The organism is Flagellimonas flava, assembly GCF_050617915.1.
Classification (GTDB): domain Bacteria; phylum Bacteroidota; class Bacteroidia; order Flavobacteriales; family Flavobacteriaceae; genus Flagellimonas; species Flagellimonas flava_A.
The window spans coordinates 211211-233378 of the sequence record NZ_JBODQE010000005.1 but is presented as its reverse complement, the minus strand read 5'-3'; the positions used below and the strand labels follow the sequence as shown (position 1 = coordinate 233378).

The 22168-nt window shown below is 43.2% G+C and carries 20 protein-coding genes; 12 read left to right on the top strand and 8 right to left on the bottom strand.

The window, feature by feature from the left end; translation table 11 throughout:
* Position 1: 1 nt before the first annotated feature.
* Both ACRHOZ_RS14350 and ACRHOZ_RS14345 read left to right on the top strand, forming a co-directional pair.
* Entirely contained in the window at positions 2-892 is an 891-nt protein-coding gene (locus tag ACRHOZ_RS14350; protein WP_431126799.1) for a RimK family alpha-L-glutamate ligase, read from the top strand.
* Entirely contained in the window at positions 870-1829 is a 960-nt protein-coding gene (locus ACRHOZ_RS14345) for a succinylglutamate desuccinylase/aspartoacylase family protein (RefSeq protein WP_431126797.1), read from the top strand. Before ACRHOZ_RS14350 ends, ACRHOZ_RS14345 begins: the two co-directional genes overlap by 23 nt.
* Here ACRHOZ_RS14345 and ACRHOZ_RS14340 read toward each other — a convergent pair.
* The 6 genes from ACRHOZ_RS14340 to ACRHOZ_RS14315 form a co-directional block, all read right to left on the bottom strand.
* Positions 1826-2314 carry a hypothetical protein gene (locus ACRHOZ_RS14340; protein WP_431126795.1) on the bottom strand — a complete coding sequence of 163 codons (489 nt, stop codon included), beginning with the start codon at positions 2312-2314 and terminating at the stop codon, positions 1826-1828. The genes ACRHOZ_RS14345 and ACRHOZ_RS14340 overlap by 4 nt on opposite strands.
* Before the next feature lie 151 nt (positions 2315-2465).
* On the bottom strand, positions 2466-3002 hold the full coding sequence (locus ACRHOZ_RS14335) for a hypothetical protein (RefSeq protein ID WP_431126793.1): 537 nt from the start codon (positions 3000-3002) through the stop codon (positions 2466-2468).
* Positions 3003-3022: 20 nt separating this feature from the next.
* Positions 3023-4144, bottom strand: coding sequence for an acyl-CoA dehydrogenase family protein (locus tag ACRHOZ_RS14330; RefSeq protein ID WP_431126791.1), 1122 nt, complete (start codon positions 4142-4144; stop codon positions 3023-3025).
* A 120-nt stretch (positions 4145-4264) separates the two neighbouring features.
* A complete protein-coding gene (locus ACRHOZ_RS14325; protein WP_431126789.1) occupies positions 4265-5131 on the bottom strand; it encodes a helix-turn-helix domain-containing protein in 867 nt (288 codons plus the stop codon).
* Between the two features lie 48 nt (positions 5132-5179).
* Complete coding sequence (locus tag ACRHOZ_RS14320) at positions 5180-6358, bottom strand: DUF1624 domain-containing protein (protein WP_431126787.1); 1179 nt, start codon at positions 6356-6358, stop codon at positions 5180-5182.
* 196 nt (positions 6359-6554) lie between these two features.
* Entirely contained in the window at positions 6555-9398 is a 2844-nt protein-coding gene (locus tag ACRHOZ_RS14315) for a glycosyl hydrolase (protein ID WP_431126785.1), read from the bottom strand.
* An 86-nt stretch (positions 9399-9484) separates the two neighbouring features.
* Here ACRHOZ_RS14315 and ACRHOZ_RS14310 point away from each other — a divergent pair, with 86 nt between their 5' ends.
* Entirely contained in the window at positions 9485-10807 is a 1323-nt protein-coding gene (locus tag ACRHOZ_RS14310) for an aminopeptidase P family protein (protein ID WP_431126784.1), read from the top strand.
* Between the two features lie 81 nt (positions 10808-10888).
* Positions 10889-11053 carry a hypothetical protein gene (locus ACRHOZ_RS14305; protein WP_431126782.1) on the top strand — a complete coding sequence of 55 codons (165 nt, stop codon included), beginning with the start codon at positions 10889-10891 and terminating at the stop codon, positions 11051-11053.
* Here ACRHOZ_RS14305 and brnQ read toward each other — a convergent pair.
* Positions 11050-12333 carry a branched-chain amino acid transport system II carrier protein gene (gene brnQ, locus ACRHOZ_RS14300; protein WP_431126780.1) on the bottom strand — a complete coding sequence of 428 codons (1284 nt, stop codon included), beginning with the start codon at positions 12331-12333 and terminating at the stop codon, positions 11050-11052. The two genes, ACRHOZ_RS14305 and brnQ, sit on opposite strands and share 4 nt — an antisense overlap.
* A 271-nt stretch (positions 12334-12604) precedes the next feature.
* Here brnQ and ACRHOZ_RS14295 point away from each other — a divergent pair, with 271 nt between their 5' ends.
* Positions 12605-12862 carry a hypothetical protein gene (locus ACRHOZ_RS14295; RefSeq protein WP_431126778.1) on the top strand — a complete coding sequence of 86 codons (258 nt, stop codon included), beginning with the start codon at positions 12605-12607 and terminating at the stop codon, positions 12860-12862.
* A 119-nt stretch (positions 12863-12981) separates the two neighbouring features.
* Here ACRHOZ_RS14295 and thiL read toward each other — a convergent pair whose 3' ends face one another.
* Positions 12982-14028, bottom strand: coding sequence for a thiamine-phosphate kinase (thiL, locus tag ACRHOZ_RS14290; RefSeq protein WP_431126776.1), 1047 nt, complete (start codon positions 14026-14028; stop codon positions 12982-12984).
* Positions 14029-14093: 65 nt separating this feature from the next.
* Between thiL and ACRHOZ_RS14285 the strand changes: the two genes are divergently transcribed.
* The 7 genes from ACRHOZ_RS14285 to ACRHOZ_RS14255 all read left to right on the top strand — a co-directional run bounded on the left by ACRHOZ_RS14285 (position 14094) and on the right by ACRHOZ_RS14255 (position 22138).
* Positions 14094-15371, top strand: coding sequence for a choice-of-anchor B family protein (locus ACRHOZ_RS14285; protein WP_431126774.1), 1278 nt, complete (start codon positions 14094-14096; stop codon positions 15369-15371).
* A 9-nt stretch (positions 15372-15380) separates the two neighbouring features.
* Positions 15381-16721: a hypothetical protein gene (locus tag ACRHOZ_RS14280; protein WP_431126772.1), complete on the top strand. Its 1341-nt coding sequence runs from the start codon at positions 15381-15383 to the stop codon at positions 16719-16721.
* A 117-nt stretch (positions 16722-16838) separates the two neighbouring features.
* Positions 16839-17168, top strand: a complete 330-nt coding sequence (locus ACRHOZ_RS14275; RefSeq protein WP_138836632.1) for a HesB/IscA family protein — start codon at positions 16839-16841, stop codon at positions 17166-17168.
* 45 nt (positions 17169-17213) lie between these two features.
* Positions 17214-18659 (top strand): Fe-S cluster assembly protein SufB, encoded by a 1446-nt coding sequence (gene sufB / locus ACRHOZ_RS14270; protein ID WP_420401539.1) that lies wholly within the window; start codon positions 17214-17216, stop codon positions 18657-18659.
* Between the two features lie 83 nt (positions 18660-18742).
* Positions 18743-19495, top strand: coding sequence for a Fe-S cluster assembly ATPase SufC (gene sufC / locus ACRHOZ_RS14265; RefSeq protein ID WP_431126769.1), 753 nt, complete (start codon positions 18743-18745; stop codon positions 19493-19495).
* A gap of 96 nt (positions 19496-19591) precedes the next feature.
* The gene (sufD, locus tag ACRHOZ_RS14260; RefSeq protein WP_431126767.1) at positions 19592-20908 is read left to right on the top strand and encodes a Fe-S cluster assembly protein SufD; all 1317 of its coding nucleotides are present in this window, start codon (positions 19592-19594) and stop codon (positions 20906-20908) included.
* 3 nt (positions 20909-20911) lie between these two features.
* On the top strand, positions 20912-22138 hold the full coding sequence (locus ACRHOZ_RS14255) for an aminotransferase class V-fold PLP-dependent enzyme (RefSeq protein WP_431126765.1): 1227 nt from the start codon (positions 20912-20914) through the stop codon (positions 22136-22138).
* The last annotated feature ends 30 nt before the right edge of the window (positions 22139-22168 follow it).

Here is a 22168-nt window from a genome sequence, read left to right as displayed (position 1 = left end):
TATGGACATTGCCATCTTATCCGTGAGCCTTAATGTACACTCTACCAAGAGAATTGTTGAGGAAGCCCAGAATGCCGGACATTATGTGGAGGTTATTGACCATACCAAATGCTCTGTAAAATTGGGTGAGGGGAACCCCCAGATTTATCTGGATGAGGAAAACGTGACCAATGAGTTTGATGCTATCATCCCAAGAATTGGAGCCAAGGTTACCAGGCACGGAGCAGCCATTGTAAAACAGTTTGAGATGAACAATGTGTTCAGTACGGCGCGTTCCCTAGGAATCACCAGGGCAAGGAACAAGGTGCGCACTCTACAAATTATGGCGCGCAAGGGGATACCCATTCCCGAAACCGTCTTTTCCATCAATCCTGATAACATTGAGGAACAGATCAAACTATTGGGTGGCCCCCCGGTAATCATTAAGCTTCAAGAGGGTACCCATGGGATGGGTGTGATTTTGGCCGAAAGCAAAAAATCGGCCAAGTCTATCATAGATACACTTTACAAGATGGATACCAGTATTCTTTTGCAGCGTTATATTTCAGAGGCCAATGGGGAGGACATCCGAATTATTGTGGTGGGCAACAAGGTGGTGGCCAGCATGAAGCGAACCAGCGATTTGGACGATTTCCGATCCAATGTACATCGTGGGGCCGATACGACGGCTATCAAACCTACCGCCAAGGAGCAGTACATAGCTTTGAACGCCACCAAATATTTAGGGCTTGGCGTTGCTGGTGTAGATCTAATGCGCTCTAAAAAAGGCCCGGTTCTAATTGAGGTCAATGCCTCACCAGGTTTACAGGGTATTGAAGCTGCAACTGGGGTTAACGTGGCCAAGCACATCATTCAATTTGTGGAAAAAAATGGGTATCGAAAGCGAAAATAAAACCATTGCCATCAATGGAGAGAAGGTGGCTCCAGGACAGAATAAGTTGGTGCAGATAGATATTGCCCGATTGCCAACCGGCACCTTGATTCATATACCCGTGCATGTTTTTAATGCCAAAAAAGCAGGCCCAACGGTTTTGGTGCAGGCAGGCTTGCATGGCGATGAAATCAATGGGGTGGAAACGGTCCGGAGAATGCTTCAGAACGATTTGTTTGATATCAAGAAAGGTGCCGTAATAGTAGTACCCATTCTAAATATTTTTGGTTTTATACATTTTTCACGGGATGTACCGGATGGGAAGGATGTGAACAGGAGTTTTCCTGGAAGAAAAACCGGTTCCTTGGCCAGTAGGATCGCCTATACCTACACCTCTGAAATTTTACCCCAAATCGATTATGGTATAGACCTTCATACCGGAGGTGGGCAGCGGTTCAATTTTCCACAGATCAGGTATTCCCAAGAAGACAAGCAAAGCAAAAAATTGGCGGAGGCTTTTAACGCTCCCTTTTATTTTGCATCTAGATTGATAGCAGGTTCCTTTAGGAAGGCTTCGCTCAGGATGGGAATCCCAACCATTGTATATGAGGCGGGAGAAAGCATGCGTTTTGATGAAGGGTCAATTGAGCAAGGAATCCTTGGAATTAAAAATGTATTGAATTCCCTTGGAATGCTCTCTAAAAAGGGGACGTCATGGGAACGGCAGTCTATTGAATTAACCAAAACACGCTGGCTCAGGGCTTCCAGGGCAGGTATGTTTATTCCCCAAAAGAGCAATGGGAGTGCCGTGGTCAAGGGTGAAGTCATTGGGATGATCACCGATACGGACGCCAAAAAAAACAAGAAAATAAAAGCGCCCTTTGACGGATATATCTTTTGCATTAACCATCAGGCGGTGGTTAACCAAGGAGATGCCCTATTCCATTTAGGGTGTTAAATTGTTGGCTGTTCGTTTTTGGCCTCAATTTTTGATATGCTCCAATTGATGGCAGTCTCCAAATCAGAAAATTGACGAATGTTGTTCCTGAAGAACATTTTCTCCAGAATAATGCTGGCAAGCCCACTTTTGTTATAAGCTACAACCGAGTAAAGTTCCAGTTTGTGACGGTGCGTATAGAACTTGATCCAATCCGTAGGCACCACAGAGTAGTTGTGGATTCGGTTGGAAATATAGGCGATAGGCCTGTCTTGTCCAATCACTTCATAAGCGGCATCTATGGCTTTTTGGGCCATGGACCAATTAAAGACAACACCCTCTTTGATTTCGGAAATAACAAGACCATCAAAAAAATAGAATACACCAAAATCATATTCACGGATCTCCCGAATATTTTTAAAGAATGTTATTTCCCGAACACGTTGCATACGTTCCAAAAAGAGGTAATTGGTTAAAAAGATTGAAAAAGGTTGGTTGGAAACCATAAAAATAGGAATTATTGGGCTTAATCCCCCAGAAATTTGAGGATTATGTTTGTTTTTTTTAAGTAAACACCCTGTTGTAACTGGGGTTTTCAAGGATATCTGTAAAATAAAACCCGCAAAAGATCGAGGTTTTTCTTTTACGGGTCTTTTTCTAATAGCTAAATTTTGCCGTTTTTCGATTTTTGCCAAGGGTCAATTGCAGTCGTAAATAGTGCCGCAATTTTTTCCCACGGACAAATCGAACAACCAACACATTGTCTCCGAATGACCATTTTGGATATTCCAAGGCGATTTTTTGTCTGACATTGGAGGGGAGGACTTGATTTGTGTATCGTTCTATAGTTTTACTAAGTTCACCTTTACTATCATACCAAGCATGAACCAACGCATTTTCATTGGAGAAAACAACGTGATAACGTGACGGTTCGTTTTCATCGAATTCTTGCAAATCATTTAATTCAAAGTTGGCCACTTTTTGCTGCAAAGGGTGTACAGAAGTACTAAACCTACTTGAAGCTATCTTGGAGATATAGTGCGCGTTTGGTTCCTCAAGATTGCTCTTTGTAATAGAAGCAAACATCCTAGGTTCATCTACTTGGTTAAAGGCCAATAGATCTAATTCTTGTCCGCTGGCCGTTGTTAACAGGGCCAACGCTAAAAGTGCGGTGTTGAATACTTTATTTTTCATTTTTTGGTTTTTTAGGATTACTATTTATGATTTTCGATTAGGTGCCTGCTGGTAAATTCGTACTGGCTCCATTTGGGCAAGGGATGGAACTGTGATGCCTGTACATCCCTGAACAAACGTTCCAACAAGTGCTTTTGATAAAACCCCTGCCCCCCGATTATTTCCATTGCTGAGCTAACGGTCTCCCGTGCCAAGTCTGACACATTGGTCTTATAGGCCAGGATATCGGCCGAGGTCAATCCCAGAGGTTTAAAGTTGAGGTTGTTGGCGAAGGACCGCATGGCCATCCATTGAGCTTTACAACCCAAAAACGTATTGTGGAGTTTTCCAAGACTATAGGGTAAATGGTGCTGACAACTTTTTTGTGCAGCGGCTATGGCCAGATGCTCAGCTTTTTCAGCAATACCTACATAGGCAGACATGATCAATGGCATGGCCACCGTTAGCACCACATTCCAAACAGGATGAAATTCATTCCTTTCCCTTTTTAGTGCTATACTTTCCTCGGGAAGAAACACTTCTTCAAAAATGATGGTTTGGGATCCCGTGGCCCTCATACCCAAGGTGTACCAATCATCCAATAAGGATACTCCTTGCTGTTTTAACGGAATGGAAAAATGAAGCACATATTCTCCCCCATCCTCATCTGTAAATACAGAACTGGTTACGGCTACGTCCCCAACTACAGATTGACTCGCAAAGTGCTTTTTGGCCGAAAACAAATATCCTCCATTAACTTTTTTAAGCGATCCATTGGAGTCCAACCAATCCTTGGCTCCCGTACTGACCAAGACCAGCTGTTGGTCCGCAATCTTTGTCAATGTTTCGGCACCTTCCTTTTTATTCTTGTATTTCCAAACAGCGGCTGCAACCAAATGCTGGTGCATGGAAAAGGCTAAGGCAGTAGAGCCGCAATGGTTACCAATGATTCTGATGATCTCACACATTTCCGTATAGGATATTCCGCCGCCGCCCAATTCTTTTGGAATAAGGGCGGAGAAAAATCTATGGGCTTTTAAGTCTTCGTAGTTTTCATGTACAAAGGAAGCCGTGCGATCTTTTTCGTTGGCCCGTTCGGCAAAAAGTGCTCCCAACCGTTGGGCCAAGCGGGTCCAGTTTTCTGTTTTGATTGTTGATTCCATGGTTTTCTAATTTGATTACCATGCAAAATTGGCACAACCTTAAAAGGATGGATTTTCCCAAAAGCCCAAATAGTTTGTGCTAAAGCCCAGGCTATTCAACTTAAAAACAGAATGTTGCAGTTAATGTGATTGTATTCTGGACCGAAACTGAAGGGGAGGTAGTCCATACTTTTCCTTAAAGGTACTATTGAAATGAGAGGTGTTTTTGAACCCGCTTTCGTAACAGATTTCATTGATGGTCAATGAAGATTGGTTCAAGAGGGTTTTGGCATATTCGAGCCGTTTGTTCTTGATCCAGCGACCAGGGGTTTCCTTAAAATGTGATTTAAAATCACGCTTGAATGCGGAAAGACTGCGTCCGCAAAGCCGGGCAAATTCATCAAGGCCAAGATCGTATTGAAAGTTGCGTAACATCATATGTTCCATATCCGATTTTTGAGTGTTCAAAAGGGAATAGAGGTATTGCGCCAAGCTTCTGTTTCTGGGATTCAAGAGGATGTTGAAAAGCAACTCCCGAAATTTTATCTCCACCAAACTTTTGGGAATTTCTCCATCCTGTTTGAAGTAGTTGAAAATGCTCAAGATCAAGGCCTCGAAGGAATCATTTACATCAACTTCAAAAATCTGGTCAAAATTGGTTTGGGAAGAGTTAAATTCTAAATCTGGGTGATCCTTGAAAAAATTGGCCACAAAATCATCCGTTATAAAAAAGAGGATCACGCAGTAGTCCACTTCAAAATGTTGACGTGTGGTATATACGCCCTTCCTAACGAAAAGAGCATCTCCTCCCTGGATTTCATAAGATTTATTAGGCCCGAACCAATCTTTTTTACCACTTATAACATAGTTAATGATGTGGGAATCGGTAAATAGCTGAAAATTCTCAACATCTATGGGGCATTTGTATTCCACAAACAAATAGTTGTCACCCATGAGTTTGTTGAACTTGGGATGTCGCTCAAAATACCGCTGAATATCTACTATCATTCTTTGTCAATTAGGCCAATTGAAAGTATGGGCCTGCCATAAAATTAGCTACAAATAACTCAACCACCATTTTTCCCTATGAGCTGTCTTATAGTTGTTGTACCAACTGCAAATGGGATAAAGCGCAATAATGAGCACAACCCAAATAAGATAAACTACCCAGAGTTTAAATCCATACCCCTGCAATTGGGGTTGGAGGGTGATCCAAAGATCGATCACCATATCAGAAAAACTGAAGCCCGTCATCATTGCGGCAATTACGGCCAATGCGTGAATGACATAAATATGCACGATGTAAAAAAACATGGGAACCCTACCAATAACCACCATTTTTTCGGTCCATTTGTTCTGCCAATTTTCTGCCAGGGCCAAGAACACCAAAGAGGGGCCAAGGGTTATCAGCAAGAAATGCAGGGATGGGGGATATTTGGTAATGTTGAAAAAGGAAGCAATGGTGAGTCCAACTGAATCCTGTGTGGCCCAATGGTATGAATCCCCATAAATATTGATGGCCCTCAGAGCAAAAAATAAAAGGGTTAATCCCAAACCTATTTGAAACAATCTGGAAATCCTGAGTTTGGGATCAAAAGAGGGTTTGTAAAAAGCCCCAAAATAGTATCCCAAGGGCATCACAAAAACCCATGGGATCAAGGGATAACCCACAAAAACCTTGATAAATCCCAAGTCGACAAGATTAAACACATGCAAAAAGGACCATAGCCCTGTTGCAAAAGGTGTGGTGGGGGCTACCGAATCCAACAAATTATGGCCAAATACCGCCACTAAGCAAATGACAAGGCCCAGTTTTTTGGGAAGATGGACAAAACCGGCCAAAACTATCATGCCCATGCCCAGCACCCAGATCACCTGTAGGAGTACTCCCGAATAGTCCAATTTGAACATCCAGGCCAGTTTAATGATGGTAAACTCAGCAATGATCAACCAAATCCCTCTTTTCAGAAGCCACACGGAAAGTGATTTTTTATTTCTACGCTGTCCTACAAAAAAAGCGGAGGTTCCTGCAAGAAAAACAAAAACGGGTGCACAGAAGTGAGTCACAAAGCGGGTCCAGAACAATGGTACGTTAGTCTGGGTTAAATCCGAAGGATCAAAAAAGTAGGCGTCGGCATGGAAATAATCACGCACATGATCCAATGCCATAATGATCATTACCAATCCACGCAACATGTCAATGGACTTAATGCGTTTTCGTCTAACATTTTCCATGATTTGAAAGGTTTAGGTTGATGTGTTTGCCAGCGCTAAAGGGTTCAATCAAAAGTGGGGGAAGGTTACAATTGAACCATCAAGTTTTCTAAATTTAAGAAAATCTTTAATTCTTTACAGCTGTCTTCCAACCTGATACCTCAGAAATTTGACTCAAATTGATAAAGTGAATATAGTCCCACAAACCTCATGGAAACTACTCTATCACGAATTCAATTTTTTGGGTCTGCCCATTTCCTGAAATTTCCACCATATAAGCCCCTTTTGGGAGGTAGGTTTTTCCATCCTTGGCTTCTTCCAATTTCATTTTGTTTCGTTTAAGGAAGTTACTTTTCCCTTTTTTGGAGAAGGCCAAATCATAGGAAAGGATGTTTAATCCTTTTTCAGCTTCCATTTCGGTGGAACTGACTTCCGTGCCGTTCGCGGTCAACACTCTGGTAATGCAAGAACCTGAAGCGGAACAATAGAAACTTATATCCAAGCCTGGCGTTTCAGGTTTGCCCCAAGTGTAAGTAGCATTGCCCCAACTCTTGGAATGCTTGATGGCATCTACCTCAAAAACGACCAAATCTTTGGAAAGAGCTTTGGGTGTCATTTGCTGCAACACTGAAATATCTGCCTTATAGATACTTCGGCCATGGGTTCCAACCAAAAGATGTTTGGCCTCGGGCTGAATAACCAAATCATGTACGGCCACATTGGGCATTCCATTTTGGAAAAGTTCCCAGGAATCCCCTCGGTTAAAGCTGGCGTACAAACCATTATCCGTGCCTGCAAATAGTAGATTTTCATTCTCGGGATTCTCCACCAGCGCGTTTACGGGTGATGCAGGAATATTGCTTGAAATATTCTTCCAAGACTTTCCATAGTTCTCGCTTACATATATATAAGGAGTAAAGTCGTCTGAACGATAGCCGTTCAAAGTAGCATATACCCTTTCCTTTTTGTGTTTGGATGCTGCCACTTCACTTACCCATAAATTTTGGGGAAGGGAACCAGAGATAAGGTCCCAACTTCCACCTCCATTTTTGGAGACCTGGATTAGACCATCATCACTACCAGTGTACAATAGCCCAAATTTAAATGGCGATTCAGATAATGTGGTCAGGGTGCCGAAGGCCACATTACCGGGTTTACCTCCTTGGGTCAAATCGTTGGAAATGGTTTCCCACTCGTCACCTTGGTTCAACGATCGGTGCAATTTGTTACTACCTAAATAGAGGATGTCCTGATTATGCCCTGACAACAGGATGGGAGTTTGCCAGTTGAAGCGGTAGGGAGATTCGCCCAACTCATGCTTAGGCTGAATATACTTTTGCTTCCCATTCTCCAAATCCAAACGGTAATAATTGCCAAACTGATACCCGGTATATACTGTATTGGAATTTCTATTGTCTATCTGGACCTGCATGCCATCCCCTCCCAGAATGGATTTCCAAGGATTGGAACCACTTTGGTGCCAACCCCGATCTTCTTTGTTGTTGTGTGCCCCTTTCCAAACCCCATTATCCTGTAAACCGCCATATACATTGTAGGGTTCCTCATGGTCTATATTGATGGCATAGAATTGTCCTACTTTGGGCGAATTGTTTTTTACCCAATTTTCTCCATCGTCATAGCTGATGTTGAGCCCCCCATCATTGCCGTTGATCAAGTGCCCAGATCGTTTTGGGTTGATCCAAAGCGCATGGTGGTCCACATGCACATTTTCCTTGCCAATGGATGTAAAGGTATCCCCTCCATCTTCAGACTTGACAAGAGGCACCCCGGCCAAATAGATATGGTCTTTGTTATTTGGGTCTATCCTGATTTGCGCAAAGTAGTAACCGTAACTATAGAATAGGTCATCAATATAGTTTGAATTCATTTTTTGCCACCTGGATCCTGCGTTGTCACTGCGATACACTTCCGCACCAATTACAGGGGTGTCGAACAAGAGCGAATTGGCATTTTCCAAATACTTGGCCAAATCCACAGGCTTCACTGAGCCACTGCGCACCAGTTGTTTTACGTTCTGGGCCCGATACTTTTCCTGAAAGCCATTGGTCTTCAAATATTCGTTCAACTTTTTATCGTCCAAAGCAAGAAATACTTCCACATCCATAGCCTTAAAGTCGTCCTTGGTTAACCCATCCTCTTTTTTCTTCTCTTTTTTATCTCTTCGGAATTGACTGTCGTGCACAGCGTAGACTGTGTTGTCATCAAAAACTGCCAGTCCAATACGGCCAACACCATCTCCCGTAGGGAAACCGCTGCCCTCAGCACTGATCAATGTCCAGTGGCTACCACCATCCACACTTTTATAAATACCAGAAGCTGAGCCATTTCCAGTAAAATTCCAGGCTTTACGATCCTTTTCCCAGGTCGCGGCATATTGTATATTGAAGTTGTTGGGTGCAAAGGCCATATCAATGATTCCTGTTGCATCATTTACAAAAAGTGTTTGTGTCCAGGTCTGTCCACCATCTGTGGTTTTATAAATTCCCCGCTCCTTATTTGGTGAATAAAGATGCCCCGTTACTCCCACTATAACCTCATTCGGGTTGTTGGGATTTATCAAGATTCTACCAATATGGTGCGAATCATGTAATCCCATATTTTGCCAAGTTCTCCCTTTATCAGTGGATTTTAAAATGCCAATGCCGGCATAGGAAGAACGGGAGGAATTGTTTTCGCCTGTTCCTACCCAAATGGTTCCATTGTTCCAGTCCACAGCAATATCCCCAATATTTTGGGTGTTGGAATTATCCATGATCGGGGTAAATGAAATCCCATTGGTATGGGTGTACCATAGTCCCCCGGAAGCGTAAGCCACATAAAATTCTGTTGGATCATTGGGATTGACATCCAAGTCCACCACCCTACCGCTCATCACGGAAGGGCCAATATTTTTTAAGGGAATATTTTTAACCAAGGACGTTTGAGCCATTTGTGTTTTATGTGACAAAGCCTCAATTACCGTATGGGCCTCGGTGGGCTTTTGTTGTGCAGGAATCGCTTGAAAAAGAAGGAGCAGCAATGGGAGTAGGAATTGTTTCATGAACTAGCTGTTTTGTTTCATTGTGGAAGGTATGAATTTGTCATCGGTATAGCAATTACCTACATTTGGACAAACCTTTTTGAAACATGAAATACCACGCGATCAGCAATCAGCTTTTTGTTAAAAACCGCAAGAAATTTATGGCTCAAATGCAGCCCAAAAGTATTGCGGTGTTCAATTCCAATGACATTTATCCCATTAGTGCGGATAGCACCATGGCCTTTGAACAACACAGGGATATTTTTTATCTAAGTGGGGCTGATCAGGAGGAAACCATGTTGTTGCTTTTCCCAGACGCCATGGATAAAAAACACAGGGAAATCCTGTTTGTTAGGGAAACCAATGAGCATATTGCCGTTTGGGAAGGAGCAAAATTGACCAAGGAACAAGCGACGGAGGTTTCCGGAATTGAAACGGTTTATTGGCTCACCGATTTTGACAAGATCTTTTTTGATTTGATGACGGAGGCGGATACCATTTACTTTAATACCAATGAACACTACAGGCAGGCTGTGATAACCCAAACCAGGGAAGATCGGTTTATCGAAAAGTGTAAAAAAGACTTTCCAGCGCATAGATGGGCAAAGAGCAATCCCATTTTACAGCAAATTAGAGGGGTAAAAGAGCCGGAGGAAATTGCGTTGATGCAGCAAGCCTGTGATATCACCGAAAAAGGATTTAGAAGGATATTGGGATTCACCAAACCGGGGGTTTGGGAGTACGAAATGGAAGCAGAGTTTCTCCATGAATTTGTAAAAAATCGTTCCAAAGGATTCGCTTACACGCCCATTATTGCTTCGGGAAACAATGCCAATGTGCTGCACTATATTGAGAACAACCAGCAGGTAAAAGACGGGGATTTGATCCTTATGGATTTGGCCGCGGAATATGCCAATTATGCCAGTGACCTTACCCGGACCATCCCGGCAAACGGGAAATACAATGCCCGGCAACGAGCGGTCTATGATGCCGTACTTCGAGTTAAAAACGAGGCAACAAAAATGCTGGTGCCTGGAACAATTTGGGCCGAGTACCACAAAGAAGTGGGGAAGATCATGACCTCCGAACTTTTGGGCTTGGGACTATTGGACAAGGCGGATGTACAAAATGAAAATAAAGATTGGCCTGCCTATAAAAAGTACTTTATGCATGGCACTAGTCACCATATTGGATTGGACACGCATGATTATGGGGAACTCAAGACCCCTATGAAAGCGAATATGGTGTTCACCGTGGAACCTGGAATCTATATTCCTGATGAGGGCTTTGGGGTGCGATTGGAAGATGATGTGGTCATTCAAGAGAAAGGGGAGCCATTTAATCTTATGCGGAACATCCCAATTGAAGCTGAGGAAATTGAGGAGTTGATGAACCAGCAGCAAGAAATTTGGGCTGCAATGTCTCGCTGAGTATCGCGAAGCATCTAATTGCAGCATTAAAAAGTTGGACTTTTCACTTCGTTTGGAGTGACAATTAAGACAAAGGAACAAATGCGATTTTTAAGCTTACTTCAAGTAGACATAGACAAGAAAATAGAGGAGGCTCCCGACAGTTGGTACGAGATAGGGGTGGTTATTGGGTCATACTTGCCTTTTGTGGTATTGGTGGGGATTGCTTATGCCATTTATCATTACAATAGAAAGAAAAGGGGTTAACTACTAACATTCCGTTTCTTGTTTAGGTCTAGATTGGAGATTATGAACATCACCAAGGCAGGCAATACCCAACCCATATGAGCTTTGCTCAAAGGAATCCATTGGGTAATTCCAGAAATGGATTCGCCCCAGCCGATGCTTCCCAAAAAGTCTGGAATACTAAATATGACGGCAGTAATAACCACCCATCTGAAGACTTTGGCCGAAGCCCATTTTTCAGGCAGTACATTAAGGATGATCAATACAATGGTAATGGGATAAATAAACATTAGTGCGGGTAAAGCCACGGCGATGATATAGCCTACATTGAACTGCCCCATCAATATCCCGAGGATACAACCTATTACAGCTGTAATGGTATAGGCGGTTTTGGAGTCGTTAAAGCGTCCTCTGATGAAATCCGCGGTTCCCGTGACGATTCCAACGGCTGTTGTAAAACAGGCAAGGCTCACCAGGATACTGAGCAATAACGCAGCGGTGTTTCCCCAAGTTTTCTGGCTTATGCCACTAAGCAGTGCTGTTCGGGAAATTTCAGAATCAAAAGAATCCCCGAAGAGAGATCCCGTTAAGATCAAGCCTGTATAAATAAGGAACAACCCAAGACCAGCCAACCATCCAGCTCTTGCGATAAGACCTTTTTTGGTTTCATAGGAAGCCTTCTTGTATTTTAGGTTAATGGATATGATAATTACCCCACCTACCACAACAGCGCCAATGGCATCAAAAGTTTGATAACCTTCCAAGATTCCAGCAGTAAATGAGTTGCTGAACTGGGAAATTCCAAAGTTGAAATCCAAGCTAAAAATGGCAGCCCCCATGATCAATACCAACACGATCAAAATTCCTGGGGTCAAAAATTTACCTATCACATCCAAAATCTTGGAACGGTTGACCACAAAAATGTAGACCAACACAAAATAGATGATACTGGTCAGCAGGGAAGAGGAATCCCAAATAGGCTGTATGGCCATTTCATGTGTAACCGATGCTGTCCTGGGCGATGGCAACGCAATGGAAATGGCATACACAATATAACAATAGACCAAACTGAATGTGGGAGAAACCTTTTTTGCAAAGTCGAACATGGTGCCCTGCAATTTGGCGTGGGCGAGAATTCCCAGAATGGGAATGAGAACCGCCGATAAACAAAACCCGAGGGCAACCAACCACCATAAATCTCCAGACTTAAAACCCAGCAGCGGGGGTAGAATAAGATTACCTGCGCCAAAAAAAAGGGAGAAAAGTGCAAATGCGGTTACGGCGACAGTTTTTTTGTTCATAAAGTGTTAATAATTTTTTGTTAAAATAAATCAAATAATTATATTTCGAACAAGTAAGTCAACGGCCGAAAGCCCCTTTTTATCGATAAGTGTGTATTTCATCGAAAAAAAACTTTTTCAGCTAGATTCACAAAATAAAAAGTTATCAACAGCCGTTGCAGTAATAAATGTCTAATCTAAAACATTAGAATTATAAAATAGAATTACAGTTAAATGTTACCGCATTTTTCGATCCCCAAATCGTTTGAATGCCCCCAAACAACACCAACTTATGAAGACTTCCTCCTCCAACAACCATGGCAACAAATTTTCTTCTTTCTTCTGCAACATTTTTGGACACCATTATGTAGTTTCCAAAAAGGTCACAGAACATATTAAAGAGTACAAATGTCTGCATTGTCAAAAAGAAGTTACCACGGATGCAAGTGGTAAACTTTCTGCTTTAACCCCACAGCGACAGGACATCAACAGTACTTTGGCAGATATGTATCGCAAAAGACGTAATAGACAAGTTCCCCAAGTGGCGTAGTAATCGTCACGCTTTTAAAAAATTTCAAGGGTAATCCCGGAAATTAAGTAAGCAACTCGTTCAGTGCAGTCGCGTGCCCCAAGACCGTCTTTCGAGTGTTGCCCTTGTTTTCGGGATTTTTATTTGTTGAAGGAACTCCAACCTTGAGCAGTTAAAGCAATTTTTGTGTTGGCTCTGGTGATCAAATGGGTTCCCTCTTCTTTTGAGGTCATATGACCAATCACCGTTAAGTTAGGATTGGCCTTGATCTTTGGGAAATCTGCTTGGTCAATGGTAAAGAGTAATTCGTAATCCTCCCCGCCACTTAAAGCTATGGTAGTGGAATCCATTTTAAACTCTTCAGCAGTGGAAATCACCGTTGGATCCAATGGGATTTTATCCTCAAAAAGATTACAACCCGTTCCACTTTGCTCGCAGAGGTGCAAAATTTCCGAAGAAAGACCATCGCTGATATCAATCATTGCGGTTGGTTTTACCTCCAGTTTGTCCAGTAGTTCAACAATGTCTTTTCTAGCTTCGGGCTTTAACTGCCTTTCTACAATATAAGAGTAGGGGTCAAGATCGGGTTGGCTGTTGGGGTTTACCTTGAACACCTCTTTTTCACGTTCCAAGACCTGAAGGCCCAAGTACGCACCTCCCAAATCCCCAGATACCACCAATAGATCATTGGCTTTGGCGCCTGAGCGATAAACCAAATCAACCTCGTTGGCAACCCCAAGTGCTGTTACGCTAATCAGCATCCCTTTGGTGGATGAGGTGGTATCACCTCCTACTAAGTCCACCTTGTAAATTTTGCAAGCTTGGGCAACCCCTGCGTAGAATTCTTCAAGGGCTTCCAAAGGAAATCGGTTGGAAACTGCAAGCGAAACTGTGATTTGTGTAGCAGTGGCATTCATGGCATAGATATCCGAAAGATTTACCATGACGGCCTTATAACCCAAATGTTTCAGGGGCATATAGCTTAAATCAAAGTGCACGCCTTCCACTAAAAGATCAGTGGACACAATGGTTTTTTGGTTCTTGAAGTCCAAAACTGCCGCATCATCGCCCACCCCTTTGAAAGATGAAGGTTGGGTCAGTTCAAAATGTTGGGTCAGATGTTTGATCAAACCAAATTCACCCATTTGCTCCAGGGCAGTTCGCTGCGAGTTCTTGTTTTCTAGCATTTTGCAAAAGTAAATAGGATAATTATAAAATGGTATCTTTAAATTAAACTTAAAATTGCTTTGAAATGGTAAAACCTCACTTTACCATCCTTTTGGTTTTCATTATGCTATCGTGTTCCAGCGATGACGGTTTTGTTTCTCCCATAGACAATGGAGGAAACAATGGGGGTAATAATGGCGGTGGTACTACAATAGACGTAGGAAGCGGGGATGTAACACGCGGAGCCACACCTTGTGAAAGTGGAATGGCGGCAATTTATCCCTGTGATGGGTATGACCTTCTATTCCATATGAATTTGAATTCCTTGAGCGCAGGTTCCGGGAATGATATCTGGGGATGGACAGATACCGAAAACAATAGAGAGTACGCATTGATTGGGCTAAACAACGGAACTGCTTTTGTGGATATTACCGACGCCTCAAATCCAATTTACGTTGGAAAAATGCCAACGGCAACGGACAATAGCACCTGGAGAGATATAAAAGTCTATAATAACCATGCCTTTGTTGTTTCGGAAGCCCCTGGACACGGGATGCAGGTTTTTGATTTGACCAGACTTCGCAATGTGCAAAGCCCTCCCCAAGTTTTGACGGCAGATGCCAGGTACACAGGAATAGGGAATGCGCATAACATTGTCATCAATGAAGAAATGGGCTATGCCTATCCTGTAGGAACAGCCCGCAACGATGCCTTTAACGGCGGGGTTCATTTCATAAGCGTGCAAAACCCCACCAGTCCGTCTGGAGTTGGTGGCTACGGTGGCAACGGATACACCCATGACGCCCAAGTGATTACCTATCAAGGGCCGGACACGGACTACACGGGCCAAGAGATTTTTGTTGGAGCCAATGAAAACCAAATTGCCATAGTGGATATTACGGACAAGTCCAATCCAGTAGGTATATCCACTTTGTCCTATACCAATGTGGGATATACCCATCAGGGATGGTTTACTGAGGATCACCGCTACTTTATTTTAGGGGATGAACTGGACGAACCCGATTTTGGATTCAATTCCCGAACCCTCATTTTTGATTTTTCCGATCTGGACAACCCAAGCCTGCATACTACCTATTTAGGCCCTACAGGTGCTATAGACCATAACGGCTATGTGTTGGGAGATGAGTTTTTCTTGGCCAATTATTCCGCTGGACTGCGAGTTCTCGACATTTCGGATATTGAAAATGAGAACATTTCGGAAAAGGCTTTTTTCGATACTCTCCCTGCCAACAATACTGCTGGATTTGACGGTGTTTGGAGTGTATATCCATTTTTTGAAAGCGGTAAAATTGTTATCAGTGATACGGGTGGCGGTCTCTTTGTCATTCAAAAATCCAATTAAAATTGCATCATGAAGAAGTTAGCAGGAATGTTGGTGTTGGTAACAGCATTGGGGTGTCTCAGTGACGATTCGCCAACAAACATTCCTTCACAACGAATTTTTGAAGGAGAGGTGGATTGGATGAAAAGTTTTGGAGGAAGTGGTGAGGACACTGCCCAATCCGTGATTCAAACTTCAGATGGCGGCTATGCGGTTTTAGGTTATAGCAACAGTATGGATGGGGATTTGTCAGGCAAGTCCACCAACGTTAATGACTATTGGTTATTGAAGCTGGATCAAGAAGGAAATCTCAGTTGGAGCAAAACCTACGGAGGAACCAAAGATGACCGGGGGCAATCCGTGATTCAAACCAGGGATGGCGGCTATGCCATAGTGGGCTATGCTATGAGTGATGATGGAGATGGGAGCAATAATGAAGGGTTCCATGACAACTGGATTTTGAAATTGGATAACTCCGGAAACATTCTTTGGGAAAAGAGCTTTGGGTTTTCCGGTCACGACCATTCGTATGATGTGGTTGAGACGGCCGATGGCGGGTTCTTCTTCTCAGGTTTTTTGGATGTAACCTCCTCTGGTGGAGCAGGGAATGAGGGCAAAGGAGGTTATCTCACAAGGCACGGGGTCGGAGAATTTTGGGGAACCAAATTGGATGCACAAGGCAATCTGGAATGGCGTAGATATTTTGGAGGCACCAACAATGACCGCTCCTATGGTGTGGTTCAGGCGGACGATGGCGGATTTGTTTTGGCGGGGGCTTCGGAAAGCGATGATTTTGATATTACCGATCCCAAAGGAAGCTATGATTTTTGGGTGCTCAAAGTGAGCAATCAGGGAGAGTTACTTTGGCAGCAGTCTTTTGGAGGAACAGGCATTGACAAGGCCTATGGTATAACCAAAACTTTGGATGGGGGCTATGTGGTTACTGGAAACACGTTCAGTACAGACACGGATATTTCGAGAAATAATGGAGAGTCCGATGTCTGGTTGATCAAGGTTAGTGATGCCGGCGCATTGATTTGGGAAAGAACGTATGGGGGAACGGCCTTTGATGCGGCCCAGTCCGTGAGTATTACTGCGGAAGGGGGTCTATTGATTGCCGGGAATTCCAAAAGCACTGATGGAGATGCCCTGGAAAATCAGGGGGAAAACGACCTTTGGATCATTAGGACAGATGCATCTGGGAATATCGAATATCAGCAAACTTTTGGAGGTTCAGGAATCGATTTTGGTTTTGATGTTGTAGATAACAGCGATGGCAGCTTGGTGCTTGTTGGCGAAAGTGCCAGTGATGACTTCCCAGGCCTTGTGCCCAAAGGATTGAGCGACCTTGTAGTCATTAAAATAAAATAACTTCCCTGTTCCATAGATAACCCCTATTCCAGCATTCGTTATTATAATGTTAGGAACTATGGTAAAACCCCACTAAAGACCTATATTTGTACGCTATTTAGAATAAATCCAAGTAGAATGATTAAAGTTTCGGAAACAGCCAAACAAAAGGTAGTTAGCTTGATGACTGAGGAAGGCTTCGATGCATCCACGGACTTTGTTCGGGTTGGTGTGAAAAGTGGGGGCTGCAGTGGATTATCCTATGAACTGAATTTTGACAAATCCGCTGCTGAAAACGACAAGGTTTTTGAGGATAATGCAGTGCGAATTATCGTAGATAAAAAGAGCTTTTTATACTTAGTGGGCACCACTCTGGAATATTCCGGGGGACTCAACGGTAAAGGCTTTGTCTTCAACAATCCCAACGCCCAAAGAACATGTGGTTGCGGAGAAAGCTTTTCACTCTAATTGAACATTGTTAATTGTCCATTGCTCATTGGCTAAATGTAAAGTATGGCTTATACAGAGGAAGAATTAAAGAAAGAACTGGAAACCAAGGAATACGAGTATGGTTTCTACACAGATATTGAATCGGACACCTTTCCCAAGGGATTGAGCGAGGACATTGTTATTGCCATTTCCCAAAAGAAACAGGAGCCCGAGTGGATGACCGAATGGCGTCTGGAGGCCTTCCGTGCCTGGAAAGCCATGGAAGAACCGGAGTGGGCCAATGTGCAATACGAGAAACCCAATTTTCAGGACATCTCCTATTATTCCGCGCCCAACAAAAAACCCAAATACAATAGTTTGGACGAGGTAGATCCCGAGTTGCTGGATACTTTCAAGCGGTTGGGAATTTCTTTGGATGAACAAAAAAAGTTGGCAGGCGTTGCGGTGGATATTGTTATGGATTCTGTTTCCGTGGCCACTACCTTCAAAAAAACCTTGGCGGAAAAAGGAATCATCTTTTGTTCCATTTCTGAAGCGATCCAGGAACATCCGGAACTGGTCAAAAAATATATCGGGACAGTGGTTCCCCAAAAAGATAACTTTTATGCAGCACTGAACTCGGCAGTTTTCTCTGATGGGTCTTTCTGCTATATCCCGAAGGGGGTAAGATGTCCGATGGAGCTTTCCACCTATTTCAGGATCAACCAAGCGGGTACAGGTCAGTTCGAAAGAACTTTAGTCATTGCGGATGAAGGAAGTTATGTGAGTTATCTGGAAGGGTGTACCGCCCCATCACGGGATGAAAATCAATTGCATGCCGCTGTAGTAGAACTTATAGCCCTGGATGATGCGGAGATCAAGTACTCTACCGTACAGAACTGGTTTCCTGGAGATAAAGAAGGTAAAGGAGGCGTATTCAACTTTGTGACCAAAAGAGGAATTTGCGAGAAAAATGCGAAAATTTCTTGGACACAGGTAGAAACAGGATCGGCAGTAACCTGGAAATATCCTTCCTGTGTGTTGAAAGGCGACAATTCCATTGGGGAATTTTATTCCATTGCAGTAACCAACAATTTTCAACAAGCGGATACGGGAACCAAAATGATTCACTTGGGGAAAAACACCAAGAGTACCATTATTTCCAAGGGAATTTCTGCGGGGCAATCACAAAACAGTTACCGTGGTTTGGTTCAGGTGAACAGTAGAGCGGAAAATGCCAGAAACTTTTCACAGTGTGACTCACTTTTGATGGGCAACCGTTGCGGTGCGCATACATTCCCATATATCGAAACAAAAAATAAATCGGCGCAAATAGAGCATGAGGCCACGACCAGTAAAATTGGGGAGGATCAAATTTTCTATTGCAACCAAAGAGGGATTGATACGGAAAAGGCCATAGCCTTGATCGTAAACGGATTTAGCAAGGAGGTTTTGAACAAGCTTCCCATGGAGTTCGCCGTTGAAGCCCAAAAATTATTGGAAATAAGCCTGGAAGGCTCAGTGGGATAGCCTCGACTCCGCTCAGCTACCTATCAGGGTGATTGAGCGTAGCCGAAATCAAATAATTCAAACAAAGAAGACAATTTTTGAAAATGCTAGAGATAAAGAATTTACACGCCAGCGTGGAGGATAAAAAAATCCTTAAGGGAATCAACCTTCAGGTGAATCCTGGAGAGGTTCATGCCATTATGGGACCCAATGGTTCTGGAAAAAGTACCTTGGCTTCGGTAATTGCAGGCAAGGAAGAATTTGAGGTTAAGAAAGGAAGCATTGCCCTGGAAGGCGAAGATTTGGAAGAGTTGGCTCCTGAAGAAAGAGCGCACAAAGGAATTTTTCTTTCCTTCCAATATCCGGTTGAAATTCCAGGGGTATCGGTGACCAACTTCATGAAAACGGCCATCAATGAATCCAGAAAAGCACGGGGCTTGGAAGATATGCCAGCCAACCAGATGCTAAAATTGATTCGTGAAAAGTCCGAGCTGTTGGAAATAGACCGCAAGTTTTTGTCCCGTTCATTGAACGAAGGATTCTCTGGAGGTGAGAAAAAACGAAATGAGATTTTCCAAATGGCGATGATGGAACCTAAGCTGGCTATTTTGGATGAAACCGACTCTGGATTGGATATCGATGCATTGCGCATTGTGGCCAATGGGGTCAACAAGTTGCGTGGCGGAGAGAATGCCATCATTGTGATTACCCACTACCAAAGATTGCTGGAGTACATTGTCCCCGACTTTGTGCACGTATTGCACGATGGAAAAATTGTAAAATCGGGCACCAAGGAATTGGCTTTGGAATTGGAGGAAAAAGGGTACGACTGGATAAAGCAAGAGACGGCTGTATAAGTCCTATGTCATTCCTGCGACGGTAGGAATCCATTGATGTGATAAACCGATAATTTTAAGATTCCCGTTTTCACGGGAATGACAACGAGAAAGAAAATGGATTTAAAAGATAAATTACTTTCTTCATTTATAGCTTTTGAGAACAACGTGGATTTGGATAATCCGATACACGAAGTTCGGTCAGAGGCCATCAAGAATTTTGAGGAAAAAGGGTTTCCTTCCAAAAAAGAAGAAGCCTGGAAATATACTTCCTTGAACAATCTTCAAAAAGTGGACTTCAGTGTATTTCCAAAACAGGAAAATACCTTGGAATACAGGGACATCAAAAAATATTTCCTTCACGAGATAGATACCTACAAGATTGTTTTTATTGATGGGGTCTATAGCTCGTACTTGTCTGAGACCACCCATGATGGGGTAGATGTCTGTTTGATGAGTGCTGCATTCAGCAAGCCCATGTACAAGCAGATCATAGAGCTTTATTTTAATAAAGTGGCCTCGAAAGACGAGTCGCTTACTACCTTGAATACCGCTTTTAGTAGAGAGGGAGCCTATATTTATATTCCGAAGAACAAGGCGCCAAGAAAACCTATTCAGATTGTACATTTTGCAACTGGAAATGAGGCGGCTTTGATGCTTCAACCCCGGAATTTGATCATTGCAGAAGAAAACGCTGAGGTTCAGATTATTGAACGTCATCAAAGTTTGACTGAAAATGAAGTGTTCACCAATGCGGTGACGGAGATTTTTGCAGCCAAGGATGCCATTGTAGACTATTACAAGGTTCAAAATGATGCGAAGACCGCTTCCTTGGTGGACAACACCTATATCTCCCAAAAAGATAACAGTGTTGTTCGCGTGCATACCTTTTCCTTTGGCGGAAAACTAACGCGTAACAACCTCAATTTTTATCAAAACGGGGAACGAATTGATTCTACCTTAAAAGGGGTGACCATTTTGGGTGAAAAGCAACATGTGGATCATCATACTTTGGTGCACCATGCCCAGCCCAATTGTGAAAGCCATCAGGATTATAAGGGAATTTTTGGGGAGAGGTCAACTGGAGTTTTCAATGGGAAGATCATCGTAGATCAGATAGCTCAAAAGACCAATGCCTTTCAGCAGAACAATAACATTCTACTTAGTGATAAGGCAACAATTAATACCAAGCCCCAATTGGAAATTTTTGCAGACGATGTAAAATGCTCCCATGGCTGTACCATAGGTCAGTTGGATGAAGATGCTTTGTTCTATCTACAATCCAGGGGAATTCCAAAAAAGGAAGCCACTGCATTATTGATGTACGCCTTTGCCAACAACGTATTGGAAAGTGTTCGCATTCCCGAACTCAAGAAACGCATCAACAAAATTATCGCCAATACCCTTGGTGTAAGGGTGGGATTTGATCTGTAATCTATGTTGGAAGTAGGCTTGGATATCCAAAAAATCCGAAAGGATTTTCCCATTTTGCAAAGAGAGGTGAATGGAAAGCCGCTGGTGTATTTGGACAACGCGGCAACATCCCAAACCCCGCAGCAGGTCATTGATGTGATTGTGGATTACTACCATAGGTACAATGCCAACATACATCGTGGGGTACATAGCTTGTCCCAGGAAGCCACGGATGCCTATGAGGCTGCACGCGAAAAAATCCAGAATCATTTCAATATTGCCAAAGCATACGAGGTAATCCTAACCTCGGGAACTACCCATGGCATCAACCTGGTGGCCAGTGGATTTACTTCTCTGCTCAAAAAAGAAGATGAGATTCTGGTTTCGGCCATGGAGCACCACTCCAATATTGTGCCTTGGCAGATGTTGTGTGAAAGAACTGGAGGTGTGTTGAAGGTAATTCCCATGAACGAAAATGGGGAATTGGTGATGGAAGAGTTCCATAAGCTGCTTTCAGACCGAACTAAACTGGTATTCTGCAACCATGTATCCAATGCCTTGGGTACGGTAAATCCCATTGAAGAAATTATTGGAGCTTCCCATAAGGTAGGCGCTGCAGTATTGATAGATGGAGCACAGGCTGCAGCCCATATTAAGGCTGATATGCAAGCTTTGGATGTGGATTTCTATACAGCTTCGGCCCATAAAATGTGTGGCCCAACAGGGGTTGGAATGCTTTATGGGAAAGAGGAATGGCTGAAAAAATTACCCCCCTATCAAGGTGGAGGTGAGATGATTGCCGAGGTTACCTTTGAAAAGACCACCTATGCCGATTTACCTCATAAATTTGAAGCGGGAACTCCCAATATTTGTGGCGGGATTGCATTTGGTGCAGCATTGGACTATTTGAACGGCATTGGAATGGAAGCCATTGCCCAATACGAATCGGACTTACTTGATTATGCCACGGAGCAGTTGTTAAGTATTGAAGGACTTCGGATTTATGGTACAGCAGAGGACAAGACTTCGGTGATTTCATTCAATATTGAAGGCATTCATCCCTACGATATAGGAACCATCTTGGATAAACTGGGCATTGCCGTACGTACCGGGCACCACTGCGCACAACCTATCATGGACTTTTATGGTATTCCAGGAACTGTAAGGGCAAGTTTTAGCTTTTACAATACCAAGGAGGAAGTGGATGTGTTGGTGGAAGGCGTTAAGCGGGCCAGGAACATGCTGCTCTAGCCTAAAGTTATCTTTATCTTAAAGGTTTGA